The 25,948-nt window shown below is 43.8% G+C and carries 22 protein-coding genes; 6 read left to right on the top strand and 16 right to left on the bottom strand.

Going from position 1 to position 25,948, the window contains the following annotated elements; genetic code table 11:
- Positions 1 to 62 precede the first annotated feature (62 nt).
- From ACVBDY_RS10195 to ACVBDY_RS10180, 4 genes are all read right to left on the bottom strand, one after another.
- Positions 63 to 473, bottom strand: a complete 411-nt coding sequence (locus tag ACVBDY_RS10195) for a nuclear transport factor 2 family protein (RefSeq protein ID WP_447175370.1) — start codon at positions 471 to 473, stop codon at positions 63 to 65.
- A gap of 62 nt (positions 474 to 535) precedes the next feature.
- The gene (gene tamL / locus ACVBDY_RS10190; RefSeq protein ID WP_447175369.1) at positions 536 to 2,869 is read right to left on the bottom strand and encodes a translocation and assembly module lipoprotein TamL; all 2,334 of its coding nucleotides are present in this window, start codon (positions 2,867 to 2,869) and stop codon (positions 536 to 538) included.
- Between the two features lies 1 nt (position 2,870).
- Entirely contained in the window at positions 2,871 to 7,931 is a 5,061-nt protein-coding gene (locus ACVBDY_RS10185; RefSeq protein WP_447175368.1) for a translocation/assembly module TamB domain-containing protein, read from the bottom strand.
- A 189-nt stretch (positions 7,932 to 8,120) separates the two neighbouring features.
- Complete coding sequence (locus ACVBDY_RS10180) at positions 8,121 to 8,714, bottom strand: HD domain-containing protein (RefSeq protein WP_447175367.1); 594 nt, start codon at positions 8,712 to 8,714, stop codon at positions 8,121 to 8,123.
- A 204-nt stretch (positions 8,715 to 8,918) separates the two neighbouring features.
- On the opposite strand from ACVBDY_RS10180, the gene ACVBDY_RS10175 reads away from it, so the two are divergent.
- Positions 8,919 to 9,473 (top strand): Crp/Fnr family transcriptional regulator, encoded by a 555-nt coding sequence (locus ACVBDY_RS10175; RefSeq protein ID WP_447175366.1) that lies wholly within the window; start codon positions 8,919 to 8,921, stop codon positions 9,471 to 9,473.
- A gap of 10 nt (positions 9,474 to 9,483) precedes the next feature.
- Here ACVBDY_RS10175 and ACVBDY_RS10170 read toward each other — a convergent pair whose 3' ends face one another.
- The 11 genes from ACVBDY_RS10170 to ACVBDY_RS10120 all read right to left on the bottom strand — a co-directional run bounded on the left by ACVBDY_RS10170 (position 9,484) and on the right by ACVBDY_RS10120 (position 20,439).
- The gene (locus tag ACVBDY_RS10170) at positions 9,484 to 11,454 is read right to left on the bottom strand and encodes an aconitate hydratase (RefSeq protein WP_447175365.1); all 1,971 of its coding nucleotides are present in this window, start codon (positions 11,452 to 11,454) and stop codon (positions 9,484 to 9,486) included.
- A gap of 145 nt (positions 11,455 to 11,599) precedes the next feature.
- Positions 11,600 to 12,226 carry a DUF2652 domain-containing protein gene (locus ACVBDY_RS10165; RefSeq protein ID WP_447175364.1) on the bottom strand — a complete coding sequence of 209 codons (627 nt, stop codon included), beginning with the start codon at positions 12,224 to 12,226 and terminating at the stop codon, positions 11,600 to 11,602.
- Between the two features lie 137 nt (positions 12,227 to 12,363).
- Entirely contained in the window at positions 12,364 to 13,266 is a 903-nt protein-coding gene (nudC, locus tag ACVBDY_RS10160; protein ID WP_447175363.1) for an NAD(+) diphosphatase, read from the bottom strand.
- A 1-nt stretch (position 13,267) separates the two neighbouring features.
- Positions 13,268 to 13,600 (bottom strand): winged helix-turn-helix transcriptional regulator, encoded by a 333-nt coding sequence (locus ACVBDY_RS10155; RefSeq protein WP_447175362.1) that lies wholly within the window; start codon positions 13,598 to 13,600, stop codon positions 13,268 to 13,270.
- A gap of 220 nt (positions 13,601 to 13,820) precedes the next feature.
- On the bottom strand, positions 13,821 to 14,273 hold the full coding sequence (locus ACVBDY_RS10150; protein ID WP_447175361.1) for a cold-shock protein: 453 nt from the start codon (positions 14,271 to 14,273) through the stop codon (positions 13,821 to 13,823).
- 379 nt (positions 14,274 to 14,652) lie between these two features.
- Entirely contained in the window at positions 14,653 to 15,114 is a 462-nt protein-coding gene (locus tag ACVBDY_RS10145; RefSeq protein ID WP_447175360.1) for a GNAT family N-acetyltransferase, read from the bottom strand.
- A gap of 83 nt (positions 15,115 to 15,197) precedes the next feature.
- Positions 15,198 to 16,046, bottom strand: a complete 849-nt coding sequence (locus ACVBDY_RS10140; protein WP_447175359.1) for a universal stress protein — start codon at positions 16,044 to 16,046, stop codon at positions 15,198 to 15,200.
- 85 nt (positions 16,047 to 16,131) lie between these two features.
- Positions 16,132 to 16,983, bottom strand: a complete 852-nt coding sequence (locus tag ACVBDY_RS10135; protein WP_447175358.1) for a universal stress protein — start codon at positions 16,981 to 16,983, stop codon at positions 16,132 to 16,134.
- 181 nt (positions 16,984 to 17,164) lie between these two features.
- Complete coding sequence (locus tag ACVBDY_RS10130; protein WP_447175357.1) at positions 17,165 to 17,863, bottom strand: YiaD family glycine zipper/OmpA-like lipoprotein; 699 nt, start codon at positions 17,861 to 17,863, stop codon at positions 17,165 to 17,167.
- 20 nt (positions 17,864 to 17,883) lie between these two features.
- Positions 17,884 to 18,369, bottom strand: coding sequence for a lipocalin-like domain-containing protein (locus ACVBDY_RS10125; protein ID WP_447175356.1), 486 nt, complete (start codon positions 18,367 to 18,369; stop codon positions 17,884 to 17,886).
- 93 nt (positions 18,370 to 18,462) lie between these two features.
- Positions 18,463 to 20,439: an alpha-ketoacid dehydrogenase subunit alpha/beta gene (locus ACVBDY_RS10120; protein WP_447175387.1), complete on the bottom strand. Its 1,977-nt coding sequence runs from the start codon at positions 20,437 to 20,439 to the stop codon at positions 18,463 to 18,465.
- Positions 20,440 to 20,653: 214 nt separating this feature from the next.
- On the opposite strand from ACVBDY_RS10120, the gene ACVBDY_RS10115 reads away from it, so the two are divergent.
- From ACVBDY_RS10115 to ACVBDY_RS10100, 4 genes are all read left to right on the top strand, one after another.
- A complete protein-coding gene (locus tag ACVBDY_RS10115; RefSeq protein ID WP_447175355.1) occupies positions 20,654 to 21,604 on the top strand; it encodes an isopenicillin N synthase family dioxygenase in 951 nt (316 codons plus the stop codon).
- Between the two features lie 173 nt (positions 21,605 to 21,777).
- Positions 21,778 to 22,125, top strand: a complete 348-nt coding sequence (locus ACVBDY_RS10110; protein ID WP_447175354.1) for a translation initiation factor — start codon at positions 21,778 to 21,780, stop codon at positions 22,123 to 22,125.
- Positions 22,126 to 22,273: 148 nt separating this feature from the next.
- Positions 22,274 to 23,200, top strand: a complete 927-nt coding sequence (locus ACVBDY_RS10105) for a DUF1835 domain-containing protein (RefSeq protein WP_447175353.1) — start codon at positions 22,274 to 22,276, stop codon at positions 23,198 to 23,200.
- Positions 23,201 to 23,277: 77 nt separating this feature from the next.
- A complete protein-coding gene (locus ACVBDY_RS10100; RefSeq protein WP_447175352.1) occupies positions 23,278 to 24,153 on the top strand; it encodes a nucleoside phosphorylase in 876 nt (291 codons plus the stop codon).
- Between the two features lie 144 nt (positions 24,154 to 24,297).
- Here ACVBDY_RS10100 and ACVBDY_RS10095 read toward each other — a convergent pair whose 3' ends face one another.
- Positions 24,298 to 24,921 carry an L-threonylcarbamoyladenylate synthase gene (locus ACVBDY_RS10095; protein ID WP_447175351.1) on the bottom strand — a complete coding sequence of 208 codons (624 nt, stop codon included), beginning with the start codon at positions 24,919 to 24,921 and terminating at the stop codon, positions 24,298 to 24,300.
- A gap of 373 nt (positions 24,922 to 25,294) precedes the next feature.
- Here ACVBDY_RS10095 and ACVBDY_RS10090 point away from each other — a divergent pair, with 373 nt between their 5' ends.
- On the top strand, positions 25,295 to 25,714 hold the full coding sequence (locus ACVBDY_RS10090; RefSeq protein WP_447175350.1) for a thiol-disulfide oxidoreductase DCC family protein: 420 nt from the start codon (positions 25,295 to 25,297) through the stop codon (positions 25,712 to 25,714).
- The last annotated feature ends 234 nt before the right edge of the window (positions 25,715 to 25,948 follow it).

Below are 25,948 nucleotides of genomic sequence, written 5' to 3'. Positions count from 1 at the left end.
ACTTTAAAAGCCTATTGACCTTTCTCTATGCAAAAGATCTCATATCTCATATCTGATATCTACTATTTCACTCCCGACAGCGCTTCCGCTACCGCATAGCTATCTTCCTGTAACCTGTATTTTACGATCTTCCTGTTTTCTACGGTGATATGTATAGAAAATATCGAATCTACAATTTTCCCGGTTTTCAGCATTTCGGTAGAGAATTCACCGGTAACAACCGCGAAATTTCCATCTGTAAGGATATGCTCCAGCCGGGCATCCACCGGTTCGGTATTTTCCCATAAAAGCATAAAGAATTCTTCGATCTCCTGTTTTGATTCCCTCCTGCCGAGCCAGGGAACCAGTTGTGTATTTCCCGGGATATACCAATCTATCTTTTCCGCAAAAAGTTCCAGTAGTTCCGGGAGTTTACGCTGCGTAAGGGCTTGCAGGAACTGTTGTGTCAATTGACGGGTTTGTTCTGTGTTCATGGGGATTATAGTGTTAAGTTTCAACTAAAGGTTAAAAAAAATATTCTCTCTTGAAAAGAAGTTTAGAACGGATATCCTATGGCAAAGTTGAGTATGGGATCTTCAAAACCAAAGTCCCACCGGTCTCCTTCCGACAGCCACGGTTTGTGCCACGGCGCGGCAAGATCCAGGCGGATCACAAAACTCTGTATATCTACACGTAGTCCCGCTCCGCCACCTATACCGAGTTCCTTCATGAAATCTCCTGTGAATTTTCCGCCGGGCAGGGCATCGTTTTCTGTGGTATTCCAGACATTTCCGGCATCGACAAAAAGAGCCCCTTTCAGGTATGAAATGATCGGGAAACGATATTCCATATTGAATTCCAGTCTCAGGTTTCCTGTCTGGTCAAAAAATGAAGTCGTCTGGTTGCCGTCTTCATTTTCCGGGTTAAATGTTCCGGGCCCCAGGGATCGTATACGAAAAGCCCTTACACTGTACGGGCCACCGGAGAAAAACAATTTGCTGTACGGCATAATCCCCGAATTCCCGTAAGGTATGCCAAGCCCGGCAAACAGACGGGTAGCCAGTTTTTTTTCACGCCCCAACCGCAGGTGGTAGCGTATATCCACATCCAGCTTGGCGTACTGGGAATATTCCAGACCGAGGAAAGTGCGGGGGCGTTCGTTATCCGAAGCGCTGAAAAGATCCAGCATATTACCGGCGATATCCAGGGTAGAATTCAGGAAAAACTGGTGCCTCTTATACTGGTCTACCATACCATTATAGGTAAAGGAATAAGTAAGTCCTGCTATGAACTGCTGATCAAAACTGTTCCGGAGAAAAGGATTTTGCTCCAGTATATCCTCAAATTCCTTTGTAGTATTGGCCAGGTTTACATAATTAAGTGATATGGGGTTAAATTCGTGAGTAATATAACGATTGGCATCCCAGATATATCCGAAGGTCGAAGATGCGGTGATCAGACTGTACAGATCGCTTCTTCGGAGGTAATCGATCCCCACGCTGATCTTTGTTTTGGGGATAGCATATTCAAACCAGTTTTCTTTGATCCGGATGGGCGATAAAACCCTGGGGAAGATAAGATCTGTCTTCAGGCCCAACTGCAAGCTGTTCAGCCCGGTATTACTTCCCCCGGCCAATTGCATTTCATACCCAACACTTGCCGTAGTGTTGAGGATCTCCCCTCCTTTAAACAGGTTCCGGTTAGTAAGAGTAGCAACCAGGTTGGGACCCATAAAGTTATTCGATTTGGCCACGGCCTGTAATTCCGCCCGTAAAGACCTTTTGTTCATGGGGGACAGAAAAATAGTTGCAGCAAGCGCGCCTGTGCTGTCCGTCGCCAGGGAATCGATCTCATCATACCGGATATTCACAAACTTGTATGTGCCTATGGAGGTGAGCCTTCTACTGGTGTTCCTGGAAACATCAGGGCTGTATAGCTGGTCTTTGCCTATGAGGATAAAAGGGTCCAGTTTCTTTGGCAGGAAGAAATCCTCTCCGGGCTGAATGTAGTTTTTATGGTTCAGATACAACGTATCCGGCGCTATGGTATCGCTTGACGCTATGTAATTAGGGTATATGGTAACCTGTTTTATACGATAAGGAATGGTAGATTTGTCCGGAACATCTTTTTTCAATCGAAGAAAGAGATCGAATTTTTTGTTCTTATACTGGTTCGTATCTGCTTCAAAAACAAGGAAATCGGGACTGAAATTATAATATCCTTTGGCTTTGACCGCCTTGTCCAGGCGTTCTCTTTCCGATTTCATAGCGCTCAGATCAAACCGCATGTCGGGTTTTATAATCCATTTCCGGATGTTTTTTTCTATTTCCTTTATCACCGGAACGGAATCCTCATCAACAATATAGTTTTTCAAACGATACGGTTCGGAAAGCTGTACGGTATAAAACGCGCCTGCCTTTTTCTTTTTTTCATTCTCTTCCAGCCTTGAAATAATGTCACTGTAAAAGAAACCCCGGTTTTCCAGCCGGTTGCGGATAATATCTTCTGTCCGGGAAAGTTCCACACCGGAGGCGTAGACCGGTTTCTCCCCTATTTTTTTATTTAAAAACCTATTGATAAATCCGGGGTTTTCCTTCTGACTTTTATAATGTGCCCGAAGCCCCCAATATACCCCCAGGGCTTTGCTGTTGGGTGCCGGGCGGAGTACTTCCACCAGTTCTGCCTGGATATCCCCTATGCTTTTTATGCTGCCTTTCAAAGAATCGGGTACATTGATTTCCAATTCGGCCCCGGTGTAGAGCAGTTCTCCCTCCGGGATGTACTTTTTTATGCCACAGGTTGAAAACACAAGCAGGCACAGGCCGATAAGGATTTTTTTTACAAAAAGCCACCCGGTCCTTTTCCGTATTTCCAACACCTTTGTTTTCATATTATTTCTCCTGTCTTATTTGCTTCTTTTCCTTTTCTTTTTCCTTGTTTTCCTCTTCCTGTTTCTTTTTTATATCAGCCTCAGCTTCTTCCCGTTTCTCCTTTGCAGTCTTTTTAAATAATTCCCTGTACTTGTTGAACTCACGTGTAAATATCAGGGCTATTCCGTTTACGATCAATTGGCCGTCTATTATATTCTGGTATTCGTTTTTACGGAAACCTTTCAGGCGGTACCTGCCGTCTTCCGTAAGCAAATATTCAATACTTACATTACCGATAAGCGGGTTTTCCTGTCCGGGTTCCTGGTTGCTCCCCTGGATGTCCACTTCACTTCCCACACTGATAACCACCCGGTCGTCAAAGAGTTTTTTCCGTGCTGTAATGTCAAGTTGCGTTCTGTCCTGAGGGCTGCTGCCCTGGTAGTCTGTATAGCTGTCCAGGCCAAAATCGAGCTCCACTCCGGATTCCCCCAGTAGTTTATCGGACAGTGCGTTTAATTGTCCGGAAAGTGCCTGGTTCAGGTTATCGCGGGCAACGGCTACAGCCCCACCCTCGCTTCCGTCACTACCGGATTCCGGGAAGAAACGGTTGAATACCAATAAAGAAAATACCTGTTTATTGAGTTCGTCTTCCTGTTGGTTTAATTGCTGTACCCGGCTGTATGCCTGGCCTCCTATGGCTCCCTGGTTATCTTCGGGCATATCGAGGTTAAAACTCAACTGCGGGGTCATGAGCTCGCCGGCTATGTTAAGATAGACTATAAAGGGCAATTGCTGCCGGAATTTAGCGCTTTCGGAAGAAGAGGCCGTTGTATTATTTACCGCCAGCAAGGCAGAAGCAGAAGCCTTTACCTCGTACATGGCCTTGACATCCAGGTCCGCGTCCAGCGGATCCCCGGCCCATGTAACGCTGCTGCCCTCAATAATATTGAATTTTCTTTTTACCAGGTTGTACAGGTTCAGTTCGTAATGTCCTTCTTTGAGGGTGTATTTTCCGGACAACGTTGTCCTTCCGTTGGGGTACAGGTTAAAGGTGAGCTCGGCTCCCCCGGCGACCCTCAGGTTGTCGTTGGTCTGTTCGTTTATGATTACATTAAATACGGCATTGTCATCTACCGTGATCAGGGAATTCAGTTCAAAACCGGACACAGTGACGGATTCTTCCCTGGTTTTGGTAAGTATATCATCCGGGTCCTCGCGGTTTACGAAGATCACCACCCCGTCGCGTTCCACGATATCCAGTTCGGATTCAGGGACAATATAAGTAACATCCGTATCCGAATTGATACGCAACTTCATATTTATCTTCGGCATACGAAGGTCTCCTTTTATAGCGGCATCCATATCAAAGAAAGCTTTACCGAAAAAGAGATCGTTATCTTCTCTTTTGGAGTGTAATGCCCTGAAGTTCTCCGCATGTAGTTGTAGATCAAATGAAGGGTTGAGCATGTTTTCGGTCAGTACATCACCGTTTATGGTGAATTTGTTGTCATTTTCATCCGCAATGACAAAATTGTCCAGATAAAGACCTTTGTTATCTATTTCGATTGTTTCCCCGGGCAAACGAAATAAGGTATTGAGCATGGCTACCCTGAACCGGACATCGTTAAACTTAAAATTACCTTTGTAAACCGGATCTGCTGTTGTGCCGCTCACTTCCATTTTCCCGGAGACATAGCCCCCGGACTCTGATATCTGGTCTTCTGTAAAAGCTTCGGCGAGGGTTGTTTTCAGGGAATTTAAGGCCATGCTAAGCTGAAGTTTCCCGGTTACTCCGGTTTCATAGTTTCCGGTCATGTCCATATCTATATCGCCTCCTTTCAGCGCCAGGTCGAAGTCGTAGTTTTCTCCACCAGGAGATTCGGCATTCAGGGACAGCGTGCCGAGAGGGGCTTTCATGACTTCCAGGTCTTCCATTTTGAGGTCGGCCAGAAAACCCGGGGTACCTAAAGGGTCTTCGGCAATGATATTACCGTTAACCACACCATTGGCAAGCGTGTCATCCGGGTTCAGGTAACTGAGGAAAGACGCCAGCCTGAAATTACGGAATGCCACGGCTATATTGTCCTTTTCGTTTTCGGTACCCGATACTTCACTGCGTATTTCCAACTGCTGCCCGTTGCGTTCTATACTGAAATCACGGAACTGTACTACCTTGGGGTATATCATTATTTCGTTGGAAACCGGAATATTCCAGGGCTTTTTGTTAAGTATAAGTTCTGCCGGGTTTATGTGTACCCTGAGCGAATCCTTGCTACGCGAAATTTCGGTTTGTACGGCAACCAGTTTTTCTTCTTCGTGAAAAGCGTTAAAATCCAGAAACAGTTTCCGGTTGGAAACGCGGCCGTCCAGGGCGGTATTCTGAATGGCAACCGGGCCGGCTTTCAGTTCTTTAAAACCAAAATGTCCCGTGAGTTCTCCCCCACCGGAGTCCACACGCAGCAGAAGACTGTCTATTTCGTTCCCGTCATAATTTACATGAGGCATTTGAATATCCGCTACAAAATAATGTTCCCGCTCCCTGAAATCCGCATCTATTTTTACGGTATCCAGTTCTTTCAGCCCGGTAAGAAATATATCACTGAGAATGGGCGCACTGTTCATCCTTGCCTTTATCTTTAATTCTGCAGGAACCAACGGTGCTGTATTTTTCAGAGAATCGGAAGGCATAAATACCGTGTCGGATTTATTAGAAAGCAAAGAGCGGAAATGCCTTTGCAATGCCTTTCCGAGTCCTTCCGGGCCGATATTGGAATACAGTTCCATGTCCAGCATCTTGTTTTTCACCTCCAGGGAAGTAGTGTCCTTATCGGCCAGGGCTTTCAGGGAGAGATCGCCTAACGGGTAGGTATTCTGGTCATAAACGGCAATTCCGTCGATAATGTCCGAACTCAGTGTAAAACTTTCGGCATTTCCTTTAAAATCCGCATGAAGTTTCATGGCGCTACTCACGGACTGATCCATAAGCCCGAGGGCCTGCAGGTCTGCTCCTTTAAGGTCAAGGTCAACTACAAATCGCGGCGATACGGAATCCAGTTCTATTTCCGATTCCAGGATCATATCTATATTCTGATCTTTATAGGCAGAGGTTATACGCCCTTTCCCGTCCTGAATATCTCCTTTAAGGGGAAGGTTCTCTATACTGTAATCTTTCAGGGCCAGCCTGGACACATTGGCATCCAGTAAGGCGTCCATGGTATATACATCCCGTAGTTTCCCCGATGTTTTAAGGGTAAGGTCCAGCGGACCCAATTGCGGGTTTTGCAACAACTTTTCGAGGCGGAGTCCCTTTACTTCCACATCGGCATCAAAGGGTTTTTCTCCGGAATTGGCAAAGTTACCCTTGAAGGTTATTTCACCGTCCGTGGTCCGCAGGTTAAGTATCGCATCAACAGCCTGTGTATTTCCTTCGGCGTTTCCGGTGAGGGCGAGAGTATCGGGAAAACTCATCCCCAGTTCTTCTTCGCTGGCAAAGGCGATAATGTCTTCACGAACCGTATTGAACTTAATTTCCGGAAGGTCAAAACGGAGGCTGTCCGGTTCTGCGACATTCCGAAGTGTACCCCGGAGGTGTATCGCTGTATTTTTTCCCCAGTTTACGCCGGCAACAGGGATATTAAGCGCGGCAAGGGAACCGTTCATTTCCAGCTTACCGGTAACCGGGTTCTTTCCCAGGGCCTGCATGTACTCGTTGTCTTTCAGATCGGATTGAAAATAAAAGGCATCATTTGTGGCCAGGATAAAATCTGATAAATTAAGGGTTACTCCTGCCCTTTCAGGATGTTCTATAAATTCTTTTAATGTCGTATAGCTTACCGTCGCGTTTCCAAGTACCCGGTTGTTGTTCAGAAACAATTGCAGACCGGAAACTTCCACACCCCGGTCATCGGCTTTGGCAGTCAGGGCAAATTCTTTCAGGTTAAGCCCGGAAGCTTCCCTGAAACGAAATGTTTCCAGGTTAAGTCCGGCGGATTTGTCTTTGAGAAAAATATCTTCCCCCTGGAAATAAAACTCTTCCAGGACAATGGCATCTGCATTAAACACCCCGGGATGCGGCAAAGTACCGTTTACCGTGTAACGGATATTGTTGTTTTCAAGTTTGATCTCCCCGATCCTGATCTTCCAATCCGGCCATTCGAAGGGAGTGTTTTCATTATCTTTAACCTCTTGATTTAACGAGTCTTTGTTTCCTTTACTTTTAGTAATTATTTTAACTGATAAATCCGAGTTTTCAAGATATATCTGGTAAACATCTATGGAATTTGCCGCAATATCCGCCTCCGGTAATTTCAGGTTAAAGTTCCCTATATCTGCTTTGGCTTCCAGTCCGTCGGGGACGGACCTGTAATCGGCAAGCAGGGATTCTATATCGAGATTATCGATGGCAATGTATGGAGAGGGACTTTCTTCCTCTTCTTCGGAAGTATCGCTTTCCGGCAAAGGTAATGCCTGTAAATAACGCAGGTCTGTCTCCCGGATAATAGCCTCCGCAACGTGAAAACGCATTTTCTCGATATCGGTCTCTTTCATTCTCAAAAAGAGTTCCCCGAGTTTTAAACGCGTGTCTATTCCGCTAACCCCATCTTTATAGGTCAGGTCGAAATCGGTAAAACGGATATTGTTCAAATGTATGCCCGGCACTGTAGATGTAGTGTCGGATGGTTCCGCTGCCGTCGTGTCTTCGGAAGCAAAAGCGTCGATGAGAAACTGGAAATTAAATCCCTGAACGGAATCTTTTCGTGAAATACCGGCCTTTAATCCATCCCATTTCAGCCGGTTAATGATAATTTTGTTTCGAAAAACAGCAGGCCCCAGGGGTACTTCGGCTTTCAGGCTCCGGGAATAGACAAGTGTGTCTCCGGTCTTGTCTTCCATGTAGAGTCCGTCCAGGGTTACACCACCGGAAAAAGTAATGTAAAGCTTTTCGATCTCTATCTTAGTGTTGGTCTTGCCGGAAACATAGGAAGTAACTTTTCCAATGATAATACCCTGCCCCCACGGGCTGCGGATAAAAAGGACCAGCAGAATCAGAAAAATAAAGAAACCGAGCAAGATTCTTGCCATGATTCTTAAAAATCTCGATTTTCTCTTCTTCTTCTTTTCCAAATTATTCGCAAACTGAATGTCAAATTTATTGCAAACAATTTGTTTGATAAAGTTTTACCCGCTATTTATTTGTACTTTAACTGTAGGTGCTTTATTACCGTATTTTTTAAAAGGAGTATTCCTGTACTTTATATACCCTTTATTTCCTTACACTTCAAGTATTCCTTTATCCACGCTTTCCTGTATACGTGCTTCCGAATATTCCCAGATTACGAAAGAGCCGCGTTCCATTATCCTTGTTTTTTCCAGGACTTTTTCGTGCCTGATGCTATATTCGGCCCAGGTTCCGCCATTGTTGGATATATTCTGCAATACGGGCTCAAATCGGTCCAGCGTCCTGGCAAACTGTGCTTCGGCGGTAATACCATCTTCAAACTCCTTCCATATTTGCAGGAGATCCAGGGCCTGGTCTGTGGGCAGCATACCGAATATTCTTTGGGCCGCCGCAAGTTCTTCTTCGGTATTGACATGGTTTTTAACGGTGTCAAACAAAAAGGTATCTCCTGCATCAATTTCAACAATATCGTGTATCAATACCATTTTCAGTACTTTGAGAATGTTTACGGAAGTATTGGCATGCTCTGCGAGTATTATGGCCATCATGGCCAGGTGCCAGCTGTGCTCCGCATCATTTTCGTTACGGTCGCTGTTAAACAGCTTGGTCTTGCGGCGGATGTATTTCAGTTTATCGATCTCCCTTATAAACGCTACCTGTTTCGGTAATCTGTCGGATTGCATCATGTTCTTCGTTTTGTGTATTTTTTGTTGATTTATGTGTTTAAACCCTTTATTTTGAAAAAATGATCCGGTATGCCCTTTAGAAATTGTCTTAATTTTATCCTTTGGTTCTTTAATTCTGTAAATTTGATTTCCTTTCTCTGATTCCGGGGCAAAGGAAAGACTACTTTTTATCACAAAAAAGGACATTTGTCCCGATATGAGAAAATGATACGAATCAACAGGGAGTTACTCCGTTACATTACAAAGATCGAAAGCACCACACGGGACCGCGTCATCCTGGAATCTTATGATCGTAAAGAACAGGTTATCGGACAGGGAAAAAGGATATTTTCGGTCTACATCGTAAAAAAGGGAATAGTAAAATGTTACCTTACGGAAGATAACGGGAAGGATTTTATCCAGGAATTTTTCGGGGAAGGGGAAATTTTCGGGGAAATCGAAGTCCTGAACGGTACGCTTAGTTTTTGCGCTGTGGAAACCATTACCGAAGCGGAAATTTACAGAATACCCGGGCAATGGTTTATTAAATTACTTAATGAATCCACAGACTTTAATTCTTTTATTATGAAGGCACTGTCTAATAAGGTTCAGTATAAAGCACTCAGACATTCTCACAATCACCTGCACTCCATCCAGGATAACCTGCTGCGTTTGGAACAACAGTTTCCCCTACTACTGAAAATGATCTCAAAGAGAGATATTGCCAATTATCTGGGCGTTACGCTCAGAAGCCTCAATCGGGTGATGCAGGATCATTAGGCAATTTTTCCTATGCCCCGAGTCTTTCTTTAAAATCATTAATGATTCCTCCTTTAAGCAAGACCCTTATCTGCCGGTCGCTCATAGAATGTTTGACGGGGATGGTCATTGTATTTCCGTTCTTTTTTTCAATTTCTACCAGTATATCTCCCCGGTTTTTTACTTTCTCAGTGAGATCTTTAAGCCGGATGGTATCGCCCTGGTCTATTTTTTCATAGTCGTCATTATCCATAAATTCCAGGGGTATAATGCCAAAATTCACCAGGTTTTGCCAGGCTATCCGGGCATAGCTTTTTGCTATAACGGCTACCTGTCCCAGGTATTTCGGTGCAATAGCGGCATGTTCCCGGCTGGAGCCCTGTGCGTAATTGTCGGCTGCCACTACAATATGGCCGCCAAACTTATCTTTGCTTTCCATGGCCCTGTCGTAAAAGGTTTCATCGATCACGATATAGGAGAACTTACTGATTTCGGGCAAGTTGCTCCGGAACGGAAGTACTTCCGCCCCCGCCTTCAGAATCTCGTCGGTGGAAATATTATCTCCCATTTTCAGTAACACCGGGACTTCATAATAGTCCAGCAAGGGGGGGATATGTGGCAGGGACTTGATGTTAGGCCCTTTTTTAAGCTCCACATTCTCCGTGTTATCGGGCGGGGCCACCAGCATATCGGTATTTATGATCTCTTTTTCCGGTGATTTGAATTCCGGATAGGTCATATTATATATCTTCTCCATATCTCTCGGGTCCGTGATTTTTCCTGTCAATGCGGATGCGGCCGCGGTTTCCGGGCTGCACAGATGTACCTGGTCGTCTTTGGTCCCGGAGCGATCCGGGAAATTTCTGGGCATGGTCCTTAAACTTATGGTACCGGAAGCCGGCGCCTGCCCCATACCTATGCATCCCATACAACCGGACTGATGAAAACGGGCGCCCGCTTTGATGAGATTGGCAAAAGCGCGGTTGTCGATCATATTTTCTATAGTCTGCCTTGAAGTCGGATTGATATCAAAAGACACATCATCACTGACAAATTTATCTTTTACAATCTCTGCGGCAATCCAGAAATCTCTCAATCCGGGATTGGCCGATGACCCGATAACTACCTGACTTATAGGTTTTCCTTCTACTTCCCGTACAGGTACCACGTTACCGGGACTGGTGGGTAACGCTATAAGCGGCACCAGTTGGTCCAGGACAATTTCGTCATGCAGATCGTATTCTGCTCCTTTATCCGCTATCCATTCCGTCCAGTCTTCTTCCCTGCCCTGCGATTTCAGGAAGTGTTTGGTTTCACCGTCACTGGGAAAAACTGTGGTTGTAGCGCCCAGTTCTGCACCCATGTTGGCTATAACATGCCTGTCCATAGCACCGAGATATTTGAGCCCGTCGCCGTAATATTCTATGATCTTACCCACCCCTCCTTTTACACTGTGGCGGCGAAGCATTTCCAGGATTACATCTTTGGCACTTACCCAGTCCGGTAATTTCCCGGTGAGTTTAACGCCCATAACTTCGGGCATTTTCACAAAGTACGGTTGCCCTGCAATGGCCGCTGCAACATCGAGCCCGCCGGTGCCTATCGCCAGCATTCCCAATGATCCGCCCGCACAGGTATGACTGTCGGACCCTACCAGGGTTTTTCCTGGCTTTCCGAAACGTTCCATATGCACGGGGTGACTGACGCCATTTCCGGGACGGCTAAACCACAATCCGAATCTCTGTGCGGCAGAGTGTAAAAAAAGGTGATCGTCCGCATTCTTAAAATCCGTTTGCAGAAGGTTGTGGTCTACATACTGAACGGCAACCTCGGTCCGTGCACGTGTCAGCTTCATAGCTTCCAGTTCCAGTTGCACCAAAGTACCCGTAGCGTCCTGCATAAGGGCCTGGTCTATTTTCAGCCCGATCTCCGTACCGGGGATAAGTTCTCCCTGGATCAGATGTGAGCGAATAAGTTTTTGAGTTACATTCAGTGCTGGCATAAATAAGTAATTTGGTTCTTATAATTTTGTTCGAAGGGCCTGGAAAGAAAAATACCCCCTGTTCTTTCAAATTTAAGAAAAACAAGGGGCTTTCTAAAATATTCACGGCGTATTCTTGCCCGGGAATCCGTATTTTAACAAGATATTATACTATCATACCCTGTACCGGGACCGGTTCGTAATTATAATAGGTATAATCGATATCTTCGGATTTACCGTACATACCATACATATCCCGGTTTTTCAGGACAGAAGGTACCGCTTTCAACAGGTTTTCCGTCAGCAACACATAGGTTTTACTGTTGATGGAATTTTTAAGCAGCTGGTGTGCTTGTACGACCGCTTTGCCGTATAATTTCCGGAACCTTCCTATACTATATTCCGAAACAGGTCCGTAATGCGCTATCAGCTTCAGGGAAAGGTTTATTTTATGCCCTATAAATGTCTCCAGTTGAGCTAATTTACGGTTAAAACTATCAAGCATGATCTCGTATTGTCCTACAACCGACTGTAAATCGTAAGGAGTTCCGTACCCATAGAATAAAACTGCATCACCTTCTATTTCCGATATCCTGAGATTGAGTATGTTGCTGTCTATAATGGAAGACAATAATGCCTGGGTGACATATTTCCCGGTAAAGGAATCTGTTTCGTTTACAAATCGGGTAAACCCGCTTATGTCCGGGATAATAATGGTTCCTTCTTTTACGAACGAAGTGGTATGCGGCGTATATAGTTGGCTTATTTTCTGTAAAACCGGGGTATTTTTCATCGCTTTTTATTTTTTTGATTGTAGTTTTTCTGCATATGTTCCGTTGATAACGGTGTTTATTATAGCAGTCGGTACAACCCGCAAAATATTTTAACCGCGATTGTTATTTTTATGTTAAAGAAATGTAAGAATCACTTTTACGAAGGAAGATTGTCGGCCACCCACGACTCTATCAGAAACCTCGCAATGGAATCACTCCCGGAAAGCTCCAGGTTTCCGGAGGCGACAAGTTCTTTTATTTCTTTTGCGGAATACCAGGCGGCATCCTTTATTTCTACATTATCCACTTGAAATTCCGGTGACGAAACCGTTGCCCTGAAGCCGATCATTACCGAGGAAGGAAACGGCCAGGGTTGTGAAGAAACATAAGTCATGCTTTCCACATCTATATTGATCTCTTCTTTCATTTCCCTGATCACCGCATTTTCAAGGCTCTCTCCCACTTCTACAAATCCTGCAAAGGTGGAGCACCTGTATCCGTTTTCGGTCTTTACCCTGTTCAGGAGGCACCTGGCTTGTTCACTCCCGGAACGGTGCTCTACCAATACGATAACTGCCGGGTCTATTCGGGGATAAATGACCTTAGCACAGGTCTTATCGGTGCATATGCGGTGATGTCCTCGTTCGCGGCTTTCTGTCCGGGTACCACAAACGCCGCAGAATATATGGTTGGCATTCCATTCTGCGAGGGCCTTGGCATAGGCTAACATCGCCGCTTCTTTACGGCCTACTTCATGTACTACACGTCGTAGGTCGAGAAAATCCCCTTCTCCCAGCAATGTAAGTATTTCTTCCCGCTTTCGCCGGGATAGGTCCAGGCAGACAATTTCGGAAGTATCTTCCATTCCCAGAAAGAAAAGCTCTGAAACGGCAGTTAATTGCGCCGGTGTTGCGGTGATATAGGGATTACCCGGTGTACTGAAGAAAAATTTACCCTGCCATAAACATACGGCACGGTATAATACGGTGCCGCTTCTGCCTCCCCTCATGTGGGGAGCACGATCAAAACCGGTGTTGCTGTAATATTGTATGCTTTCCATATCAGTTGTCCTTTAGGTTTTCTGCCCAGTTTTTAGCCCAACAGCCCAGCGGGGAAAGAAGCTCGAAAACTTCTTTTCCCATGGAGGTAAGTGTATAGCCGTCCGGAGTTTTTTCTATAAACCTGGCCTGTGTCAGCTCCTTTAGCCTTTTGTTGAGGGTAGTGGGCGAAATAGTTTCGCAATAGTCCTGAAGTCTGCGGAAAGTGCTGGGACCGGCAGATAAATGCCATATAATGCCCATAGCCCAACTTCGTCCCAAAAGATCTAGAAGGGCCATAATAGGTTGTCCGGATCTGGACCCGCGAACGGGTGATCCTGGTGTTGGAAACGCCATAACGGTGAGTTTACTACATTTAATGTAGCAAAACTACACAATGTGTAGCGTTAACAAAAGTATTTTTTGAAATAAGTCTTTGATAAGTCAGTGATTTTCGTCCGGTCCTGCTGTTTTCATCCTTTGTAAAAGAGTCGCAAGATATTGTGCCCGCTAACGTCCTGTATAGTGGACGGAACAATGGGCTGAACAACAGCACCGGAATATATCACATACGGGATTATTTAACCCTTTTCACACGCACTGCATTCAATCCTTTAAGTCCCTTTTCAAGTTCGAAGATAACTTTATCGTCTTCCTCCACTTCATCTATGAGACCATTGACGTGTACGAAATATTTTTCACCGGAACTCTGCTCGCGTATAAAACCATAACCTTTCGAATGGTTGAAAAAAGCGACTTTACCTTCACGTTCCGCAGGGACTTCATCTTCTTCTGCTTTTTTAGGAATCCCGATTTCAATACTTTCGGCATCAATCTCTATCTTGTTTGCCGGGTCCGGAGGAGTATCGGTCAGACGGCCATATTCATCCACATACACAAGCATATCTTCCAGGCTATTGTTTTTAGGGCCGGCTTTTCGTTCGTCCTTCTTCTGTTGTTTTTCTTTTTTCTTTTTTAAACGTTTCTTTTCCCGTTCCTTTTTACCAAAGCTTTCTTGTGATCTTGCCATTCAACGATTGATTTTTGTTTTTAATTAATAATTTTGTTTTCCTTTTTCTGAATAAATATCCGGGCAGGTAGTGTGAAAATAGCCGGAGAACAACATGAAGAATAAAACCAGTTTATACTGAATGAATGTCCGAAGAAATATTTTTAAAAGGCTTTTGCACGTTTACCATGGAGTAAAGGTACGATTTTTGTCAGGAATCTAATAAAAACCTCTTTATTTATACTATTTTCTTATAGTTAAACGTCCCTATTCTGTAGTAATTATCTTAGTTTCCATACCCTCTTATCTCTGATTGCCCTGGCTTTTGTCCGGGAGAGGTAGGAATATTTTGCAACGGCACCCGGTCATACGGATCCGGAACGATCTTGTTGAGAGCTGACTACAGGGACATCCGCATATTTACAATATGCTGCGTAAAACCAGCTTTTTCATAAGCTTTTATTGCAGCCTCATTGGTACTGTAAACATTTAAACGTACCTCTGTAATACCGCGTTCAAGGCTCCATTTATTCAGGGCATCAATAATCAGCTTATTGACTCCTTGTCCGCGATGCCCGGGATGCACATACATAAAACCGAGATACGTGTATTTTTCGTGTTTAAGATAGGGCTGGGCTTCCATTATACGGCCATATCCGGAACCTATAAGCTGGCCGTCATATTCCGCAACAACAACCTTCGTATTGCTGTCCCTTATATAGGCATCGAGATCGTAGTAACTTATCTTTTCTTCTTTGAGGGTACTGTCAAAGGGGCGTTCGGCCTCTATAATGCCCTGCTCAAATTCGAGCAGTATATCCAGGTCGTCGGGAGTAGCTTGTCTTATTTGTATTTCATTCATCTTTATCCGGGTGGCTTAAGAGGAGAAAAACTAGTAAAAAATTAAAACGGACGATAGGCTCTAATAGATCACTGAGCCACAGCTTAGTCCATCGTATCTTTATGCAGAACCAGCAAAGGGGTTGTACTGTGATAGCTCATTTGTTTCACAGGCGACCTGCCGAGAAGATTATCCAAAAAATTATGCTTTCCCGCTGCCATGCATAAAAGGTCTATTTCCCTGCTTTCCACAAAAAGCCTGGTTGCCATATTCAAAGGAGCATCCGTTAGCAGGAAAAACGAGGTGTCTATGCCTTCGCAGGACTTTTTTATGCTGTTTTTTATATCTTCTTTGGCTTCATTCCATTCGTCTCTTCCTTCTTCTACGTGATAAAACCTTATACCGGAAGAAAATTTCCTGGCGAGGCGGAATAAAGGTTCCAGTCCTTTTTTGCTATAAGCAAATGTATAATCCGTCGCAAATCCTATTTCATCTATCGTTTTAAATTCCAGGTCTTTGGGAATAACAAGGATAGGGCATGGAATATTTCCTATGAGATTAGAGGTAGTGCTTCCGATAAATAACTTACGTATTCCCCCTGCTCCGTGCGACCCCATCACCACAATGTCAATATCCCTGTCTTCTACAATATTTTTTACGGCATCTGTAAAGAGGTCAAATTTTATAATTATTTCCGTTTTATGTTTTTCCCTATCCGTACCTGTTATCGTCTTCTCCGCGAGTTTTTCCAGTTTCTCTTTTGCCAGTGCCTTCGCACCATCAAGCATTTCGTTTGTAATACTGGTCGGATCCATATAACGCTCCCCTAGTGTCGGTGGTAAGATATGAAGAAAATAAAAGACACATTCGCTGTCTTTAAAAAGTTTTAATGCATATTCGATAGCATTCTGGGCATTGTCCGAAAAGTCGGTTGGCAAGAGAATTTTTTCCATTATATATGTTTTATACCGGCCACACATGCCGGGCTCAGGATTCACATTCGTATACGTGTTTCAAATTTACGGATTCCGGAGGACATTATCCGGCATTGTTCTGTAAAATAAGGAGTGGGATGTCTATGTGATAGCACATGTCGCGGGTATGGCTAAGTCCGAAGAGATGATGCAGAAAACTGTGTTTTTTGGCTACCATACAAAGCATTTGGATATTCCTGCTCTGAACAAAAACACGTGTTGCGGTACTCAGTGAAGTTTCGGTAAGCAGGTAAAATTCCGATTGATGCCCGGTAAACTGTTTTTCCATTTCTTTTTTGGCCTTTTCGTTCCCTTCGGTGAGCCTGTCTTTCTTTTGCATTACATGGTAGACATGGATATTAGCGGAAAACTTATCGGCCAAATGAAAGAAGACATCCAGGTTTTTTTTTCTATACTCGGTATCGTAATCCGTGGCAAAGGCAATTTCCTCAAAAGGTTTGAATTTCACTTCGTCCGGAATGGCCAGAAGCGGAACCCTGATTTTTCCGATAAGACCCGCGGTATTACTTCCTATCAGGGCTTCCTTTAATCCGCTTGCTCCCGTAGTTCCCATAACAACCATATCTATTTTTTCTTCCTCACATACATCAACCACGGCATTCGTAAAATAATCGAACCTGGATAGGGTGCGAAAGGCATGCATTTTGTCCGGATTTGAAGAAAGGATATTTTCAAGGGAATTTTCCAGCCCCTCAAGAGAAGCTGCTTTTACAGCATCGAACAGCGTTTTGGTGGCTGCGGAAGAAGTCATTACTTCCCCGGGGCTAATTGTATTGGGAGAATATGAGTTGAGCAGGTAAAAAACAGTTTCTTCACCTTTATAAAGGGCTGCAGCATAGGTTATGGCATTCCATGCATTATCAGAGAAATCTGTTGGTATCAGTACGCGATACATAAGTATGAGGTTTTATGGTTATACTATAAAAAGATACGAAAAAAATACGTAAGCCGTAGAGTATGGTAGTTAAAACAACCATAAATTCTTATAGCGAACAAACCAAAAACGGGACTGAAAAAAAATTTTCAGTCCCGTTTTTTACCATTTTACCGGGTTTGTTCAAAAAACCGGACCGCAATTATTGTGCGTTTCTTTTGGCTTCCTGTTTTAATTGTTCATCAGCGACAATGGCTATTTCCACCCTTCGGTTTTTAGCTCTGCCTTCTGCAGTACTGTTATCGTACTTGGGCTGATCTTCTCCATACCATTTGGTTGTAAACCTTCCGGAAGAGATCCCCTGTCTTACCAGGAAGTTGGTTACGGACTCCGCTCTTCGTTGGGAGAGCCCCGTATTGTATTCGGCACTACCGGTATTGTCTGTGTGTCCTTCTACAAGAACAAGCGTATTCGGGTATTCTTTAAATATACCGGCAAGTTTGTTCAAGGTATTGGAAGATTCCGAATTGATATCGTATTTGTTGGTAGCAAAATAAACGCCGCTTTTTTCATCGAAAGTAACGTTAATACCTTCGCCAACCCTGGTTACTTCCGCTCCCGGGATTTCTTCCTCGATACGTTCTGCCTGGCGATCCATCCGGTCTCCGATATATGTACCGGCCGCACCACCAACGACACCACCGATAATAGCTCCGAGGGCAGAGTTCTTCTTATTTCCTATATTATTACCAAGGATACCGCCTATTACAGCACCACCGGCAGCACCGATTACAGCACCTTTTTCCTTATTACCGGCATTTCTAACAGTATCACAACCTGTTGTAAACAGGGCTACGGCGATCAAGGCCACTCCCAGTTTGTTTAATGAATTTCTAAGCATAACGGATTATTATATATGTTTTATAGAGATCTTGAAAAATGATATACAACGGTTATGGGATCTCCCTCTACCGTAGTATTGGTTTGCAGGGTCATTTCCTGCTGGTTAAGGGTTACGATATCCAGCCGGTAACCGTACCCGCCGCTTACATCGTTTCTCTTCTCATCAATAAATTTGAACTGAAGCTGGCTTGCCCCCTCTCCTTTTTCGTATACGGACCATCGGATATTCCTGGCTCCTTCCATGCATTCCGCACCGGGATTAATGGTATACGAACCTGTACTGTTACTGTTTCTGAAAAACCATTGGCTTCCTTTAAAGCAGGCATCAGTTACATCGTTGAAGAGTACGGATTTAAAATTCCCGCTGCTACCTGTGTAGGTCACGTCATTTAAAATCCAGTTGCCGACAATGGCTCCTCGATACTCCTTATTCACCTTGGAAAGGGAACAAGAAGAAGCCACCAGGGCAATCAATAAGATAAGGGTTACACGATTTTTTGTCATAATTTATGTATTTATATGTTTAAAAATACGTAAAAAAAATAAATTTATTGCAATAAGCGAGCCATTAAATCCGGAAAGGCTTATTATTCGATATCAATACGCTAATAATCGATGTACTGCCGTTTTGAATCTTTGTTTCGGTAAAAAACCATCTTCCAGGGCTTTAGCAAACGGCACGGGTGTTTCCAGGCTGCCTACTCTTTGAACGGGAGCATCCAGGTATTCGAAACAATTTTCCATGATCATTGCCGAAATATCACTGGCAATACCGCCAAACAGGGTGTCCTCCTGGAGTATGACTACTTTCCCCGTGTTCTTCACGGATTTAAATATGGTTTCGGTATCCAGGGGTTGCAGGGTACGCAGGTCTATTACATCTGCGGAAATACCCTCTGTAGTATCCAGCGCTTCCAGGGCCCAATGTATACCCATACCGTATGATATAACCGTTATGTCTTTGCCCTGCCGTAACAAGGATGCCTTACCGAACGGAAGGGTGTAATAATCTTCCGGAACTTCCTGGTAAACGCTTCTGTACAATCCTTTATGCTCAAAAAACAATACGGGGTTAGGGTCTTCTATGGCTGTGGCAAGCAATCCCTTCGCATCGTACGGATAAGCAGGATATACGACTTTCAGTCCCGGTGTTTTGGTAAACCAGGCCTCGTTGGTCTGGGAATGAAATGGCCCGGCCCCTACTCCTGCTCCGCAAGGCATGCGGATAACAACATCGGCATGTTGCCCCCAGCGATAGTGCGCTTTCGCCAGGTGATTGACCACCGGGTTAAAACCACTGGAAATAAAATCGGCAAACTGCATTTCCACTACCGCCTTCATTCTGTTAATAGAAAGTCCCATGGCGGCTGAAATAATTGCCGATTCACAAATGGGAGTATTGCGTACCCTTTCCTTTCCGAATCTGGAGACAAAACCATCCGTTATTTTAAAAACACCGCCGTACTCTGCTACGTCCTGTCCCATGAGCACCAGCTCGCTAAAACGCTCCATAGATTGTTCGAGTCCGCGGGAAACCGCATCTACGAAACGAATGTTGCGCTTTGTATGCCCCGGTTTGGTCTCCCGGTAATAAAAACGGTTATACACATCCGGGAGCTCCTTCTCTATATCAAAGGTAACAGGAGTCTCATTAAAAGCGGTTTGCAGGTTTTCCTGTATACTTTCCGTTATTTGCCGGCGCATGAGAGCATCCATTTCTTCCGATAGCACTTCTTCCGAAAACAGAAAATCCCGGTAATTTTCTATTGGATCCCGCAATGACCAGGACGTTATAAGTTCATCCGGAACATATTTGGTTCCGCTTGCCTCTTCGTGCCCGCGCATCCGGAAAGTAATAAACTCCAGTAATACGGGACGGGGATCCTTTCGCATACTTTCCGCAAGTTCGGATATCCTGGTATACACCTCCAGTATGTTATTTCCGTCTATACGGTGCGCCTCCATACCATAACCGGCGCCCCGGTCGGCCAGGTGTTTGCACCTGTATTGTTCTTCCGTAGGTGTGGACAACCCGTAACCGTTGTTTTCAATACAAAACAGCACGGGAAGGTCCCATACGGAGGCTACATTCAGGGCTTCGTGAAAATCTCCTTCGCTTGTACCTCCTTCGCCCGTAAAAACGGCGGTCACCTTATTTTCCTCCCGGATCTTATGAGCGAGGGCTATGCCATCTGCTACGCCCATTTGCGGACCGAGATGTGATATCATGCCTATAATATGAAATTCCTGTGTGCCAAAGTGAAAACTGCGATCACGGCCTTTGGTAAAACCCCCGGATTTCCCCTGCCATTGCGAAAACAAACGGTGCAAAGGTATATTCCGGGAAGTAAAAACACCCAGGTTGCGGTGCATGGGCAATATGTATTCGTCATCTTCCAGTGCCAGGGTAACCCCGGTTGAAATGGCTTCCTGTCCAATACCGCTGAACCACTTGGATATTTTTCCCTGGCGCAGCAGTACCAGCATTTTCTCCTCGATCATCCGGGGAAGCAACATTTTTTCATAAAGCAGGAGAAGTTGTTCATCACTCAGATCTTTTCTGTCGTAAGTCATGGATATATTTTCGGTTGTAGTCAAATTCATATAAAGGATACTTTATTCGCACTATCAAAAATAGTTAAAAATAACATCTAAGGAGGTATATGTGATATTTTTTCGCATTGTTAATAACTATCTTTTTCATTTCGGATGCTAATTACCTAACTTTGTATAAGAAAGCGAAATATACTCTGCAAAAAACTGACGGCAGAGTTTAACGGTGAAACAGATGAACAAGATACCCAGTGTAGATCTTCGTGAATTTCTCTCGGAAGATCCGGACAAAAAAAATAAATTTATAAAGGAGCTCGGGGATGCTTACGAGCAGATCGGTTTCGTTGCCCTGAAAGGACATTTTCTGTCTGACCAACTGGTCGAAGACCTGTATACGGAGATCAAGACATTTTTTGCGCTTCCTGAGAATGTAAAGAAGAAATATGAAATAGAAGGTATAGGTGGCCAGCGCGGTTATACTTCTTTTGGAAAAGAACACGCAAAGGGACGCAAGGAAGGGGACCTGAAAGAATTCTGGCATTTCGGACAGTATGTAGAAGACGATCCGAAACTGGAAATGGAATACCCTCCTAATGTTATTGTGGAAGAGCTCCCGAAGTTTAATGAGGTGGGCGAGGAAACTTATAAAATGCTGGAAAAAACTGCCCGATATGTATTAAGGGCACTGGCTTTGCACCTGGACCTCGAAGAAACATACTTCGATAAATGGATCAAAAACGGCAATTCCATATTACGGCCTATCCACTACCCACCTATAACACATGAACCGGAAAATGCCATAAGGGCCGCTGCTCACGGTGATATAAACCTGATCACGCTTTTAATGGGGGCACATGGCAAAGGGCTACAGGTACAGAGCCATGACGGACAATGGATCGACGCCATAGCGGAACCGGATGAACTTATGATCAATGTGGGAGACATGTTATCCCGTCACACGAACAATCGTCTCAAATCAACCATTCACCAGGTAATCAATCCGCCAAGAGAACTTTGGGGTACTTCAAGATATTCGATTCCTTTCTTTATGCACCCCATAAGTGAAATGCCCCTCGATTGCCTCGAAAATTGTGTGGATGAAGAGCATCCTAAATTATATGAGGATATTACTGCCGGAGAATTTCTGCATGAACGTCTTGTGGAATTAGGGCTGATAAAAACATAGAATATCATACGCCACTACAAGTGGCAAGGATGGCAAGAGACTGGTAATCAATCTCATCAGACGGTTGGTTATTTAAGTCTTTTTGTTCGTGTTAACTAATTAATGTTAAAGAATATACGTTAACCGTATTTCTTGCGTTTACTTTAAAATACAGTTGTCAAAAAGGGAGAATAATGGGCGACAACAAGTTAAATAGTCTGGAAGATCTCGGAAATTTTGTCTTTTCAACCGGTGAAAAACCGACCTATGAAGAAGAGGAGATGGAAAGCATCCCTCCTGCCGAACAATACCTGGAAGCGCATTTCAGTAATAAAGGCAGGGGCGGAAAAACCGTTACCGTGATCAAAGGATTCGAAGGTGCCGAAGAAGACCTCAAAGACCTCGGAAAATTCCTGAAAACCAAATGTGGTGTAGGTGGTTCCATTAAGGACGGTGAAATAATCATCCAGGGAAATTACCGGGATAAGGTTATGAAATTGCTCCGGGACAAAGGTTACAACGTAAAACGCGTAGGCGGATAACCTCTGCCGCGTTTTACCTTTTTTATATACAATAAATACTGAAGGTTAAGAAATAACATGTTTACCGATGTTATTTTCAATAATTTATAAGTGGTTTTAGGTTCATATATTAAAAACAAATTTTTGGCTAATCTAAATAAACCTTGAAATGACTACAACCTTACACATTACCAATGGGGATGGCTTTACTTCCCACCTAAAGGAATTAAAGCTGGAAGGGGAAATTATTACCTGGAGGGAAATGCTCTGTGAAGGAAGGACCATGACCGAAGTAGGAAGTGAATCTTTCTGGAAGACCCGTTTTGAATTCCTGAACAAAAATTATAAGGTCACCAAAACAAACTTCATAGAGGCTACCCTTAAAGAGTACAGACGTCTCTGTAATCAGAAAACCCAGGAAGAAATAGTCCTTTGGTTTGACGAAGACCTCTTTTGCCAGATAAACATGATTGCGGTGGTGAGCTGGCTGAAAAAACACCGAAAGGGTGCACAAGTCTCCCTGGTCTGTAAAAAACAGAAAAAAGATAAGCCCTTTATCCTGACCAACCACACCAACGAGCAGCTGATAAAATTATTTGATGCCAGAACACAACTCACACAAGACGATATAGAATACGCTGATTATATCTGGCAACTTTACTGCAGCGATACCCCTCTACGACTTGAGACCTTCTCCAAATTCAATTCTTCCCAATTTCCCTACCTCACCGATGCGATTGCCCTTCACCTTCACAGGTTTCCTACGGTCAAAAACGGCTTGAACCATCTGGAAAACAGCATACTGGATATTGCCAGCAAAAAAAAGATAGTATCCAGGGAGAAATTCGTAGAAACACTTATTAAAAATGAGAGTGATTACGGATTCGGAGATTTACAATATTACAGACTGATAGATAGCATAAAACCTCTTTTCCAGTCATTTAGTCCTGTAAAACTGAGTCCTATGGGCAAAGATGTCCTGAATAAAATACAAAATTATTATCCCTTTATAAAACGAGACGATATATACCTCGGGGGAACTAAAAAATACAGCTTTCTGTATCACGAAGACACAGCAAGGTTGTTGAAGTTGTAATACCCCCCGAAATAAAACAACAGAACCGGAAAGAAGGGCTTTGGAGTCCTTCTTTTTGTTTTTTATCTTTACTGCTTATGAACAAAATATCCGAATCCGAACTCATACTCAACCAGGACGGTAGTGTATACCATCTGAATCTCAAACCCGAACACATTTCGGATACCATCATTTTTGTCGGAGATCCGGATAGAGTGGATAAAATCACCAGGCATTTTGACAAGGTGGAATTTACGACCCAAAAAAGGGAATTCAAAACACAGACCGGAACCTATAAAGGGAAAAGACTAACGGTTATTTCTACGGGAATAGGTCCGGACAATATAGATATAGTGCTTAATGAGTTAGATGCACTCGTTAATATAGATCTGGAAAAACGTATTGTAAAGGAACAACTTCGTTCACTGAAAATTATTCGTGTAGGAACATCCGGCTCTTTACAAAGCGAGATCCCCGTAGGTTCTTTTCTTGCAAGCTCTTTTGCACTGGATCTTAATGGTATGCTACACTCCTATCATACAGCGGCAATTACGCATCCCGAAATAGAAGAAGCTTTTATAACCCATACCGGGTGGAGCATATACAAATCCAGGCCGTTGGTAATATCCTCAGGCAAACAGCTGTTGGAATACTTCGGAGAAAAAGGAGTACATCGGGGATTCACCGCCACAGCCGGCGGTTTCTACGGACCACAGGGACGGGTTTTACGGTTACCCCTGCAGGATCCGGAACTAAATGGTAAAATGGACAGTTTCAGTCACCTGGGGCTCAAAGTAACTAATCTGGAAATGGAAACTTCTGCCATCTATGGCCTGTCCGCGTTACTGGGACACGAAGCCATATCGCTCAATGCCATAATTGCCAATCGTGCCGACGGTACTTTTGCCCCGGACCCTAAAAAACTTGTGGAAGACCTTATTGAATATACCCTGAAGAAGATCGGGGACATGTAAAATATATAAAATTCCTTAGTACATGACAAAAAACGGTTTTGCACAATTTGATCGGAAAATCAGTTTAACCCCTCCCGATAATTATCGGGACTTTCGGGAGAGGGATTATCAAAATTCAATTTTTGTCATGTACTAAAACAAAATTCACAGTATTTCTTCGAGGTTCCCTTTCCCCTGCCTCATTACTTCCGGTTCTGTTCCGGTAAGGTCTACAACGGTAGAGGCTATATTGTCACCGTACCCTCCGTCTATAACCACATCGACAAGGTTTTCCCATTTTTCATAGATAAGCTCCGGATCGGTTGTATATTCCAGTAGTTCGTCCTCGTCGTATATGGAAGTCGATACAATCGGGTTACCCAATTCCCGGACCAGGGCCAGTGCAATATTGTTTCCCGGCACACGGATACCCACCGTCTTTTTTTTCTTGAAATCCTTGGGCAGGTTATTACTTCCGGAAAGGATAAAGGTAAACGGTCCCGGCAGCGCACGCTTTAGTAATTTAAAGGTGGAATTATCGATCTGCTTAACATAATCGGACAAATTACTAAGATCCGCGCATATAAAGGAAAAATTAGCCTTTTCCAGCTTAACACCCTTGATCCTGGCTATGCGTTCCAGGGCCTTTGAATTCGTAATGTCACATCCCAGTCCGTAAACAGTATCCGTAGGATAGATAACCAACCCTCCCTTTTTCAATATATTAACAACTTTGTGTACCTCTCGTGTATTGGGATTTTCTTCATAAATTCGGATGAGTTCGGCCATAATTATTGGTTTAACGTCTGTTTAAGTAATGGGGTTTCGCACAAATTTACGGAAAAATTATATTGTTGACAGGACCCGAGGCCTTACTCCAGGGTAAACGCATCATGAAATTATAAATAGTTCAAGGTTACAAGTTGCAGGTTGTACAGAGCGGAGCCGAAGGACACCTCGTATCCTGATCATTCCTACAATTTTCATCCATCGAAGAAACTGTTTAAGTCTATTCTCTCATTTCCCAAGCTCCTTTATCTCATAGTCACATTCTCACTTTATCAGCTGTTCCACGCATAATGCGTTTGCCCTGGCTTTACAACCAAAATCCCAATATGAGTATGTCGTATCTCCCGTCTTTTTGCCGTACCTTTGATTTTCTATGAATACATTGGAAAAAAATAAGAAAATCATCCTCTTTGACGGGGTTTGTAACCTTTGCAACAGTTCCGTACAATTCGTAATTAAAAGGGACAAAAAGGACGTTTTTCGTTTTGCTTCGCTTCAAAGTGAAGCGGGGCAAAAATTACTGGCAGAACGTGGTATTGATCCGGTAAAAACCGACTCTATAGTGCTTATAGAACCGGGGGTGGCTTATTACACCAAATCGCAGGCTGCTATTGACATCGCTTCCGAACTGGGGGGCGGATGGCCTTTCCTAAGAATATTTGAATATATCCTCCCTGTTTCGCTCAGGGACCGGATGTATGATTTTATTGCAAGTAATCGCTATAAATGGTATGGTAAAAAAGATCAGTGTATGATCCCTACACCCGAATTAAAAGCCAAATTCCTGGAATAACCTCAGGGCAAACGCATTAAGAATAATAAGCAGTTCAATATCTCCGTGAATCTCTGTGTAAGTCTCTGTGTGTCTCTGCGTTATAGCTATTACGCAAAGTTTCACGGAGAAGCACGATCCCGATAGCTATGCGGGAACACAGAGCAAAAAAACGATATCAAATAGTATTGATAATCACAGATTTAATTTTTTATGCGTTTGCTCCGGGAATAACTTGTAAAAGGTTTTCGAACA

This window comes from Sinomicrobium halophytocola, from assembly GCF_052983395.1.
Note: the sequence above shows the minus strand (reverse complement) of the source record. Positions and strands in the feature narration are given on the sequence as shown.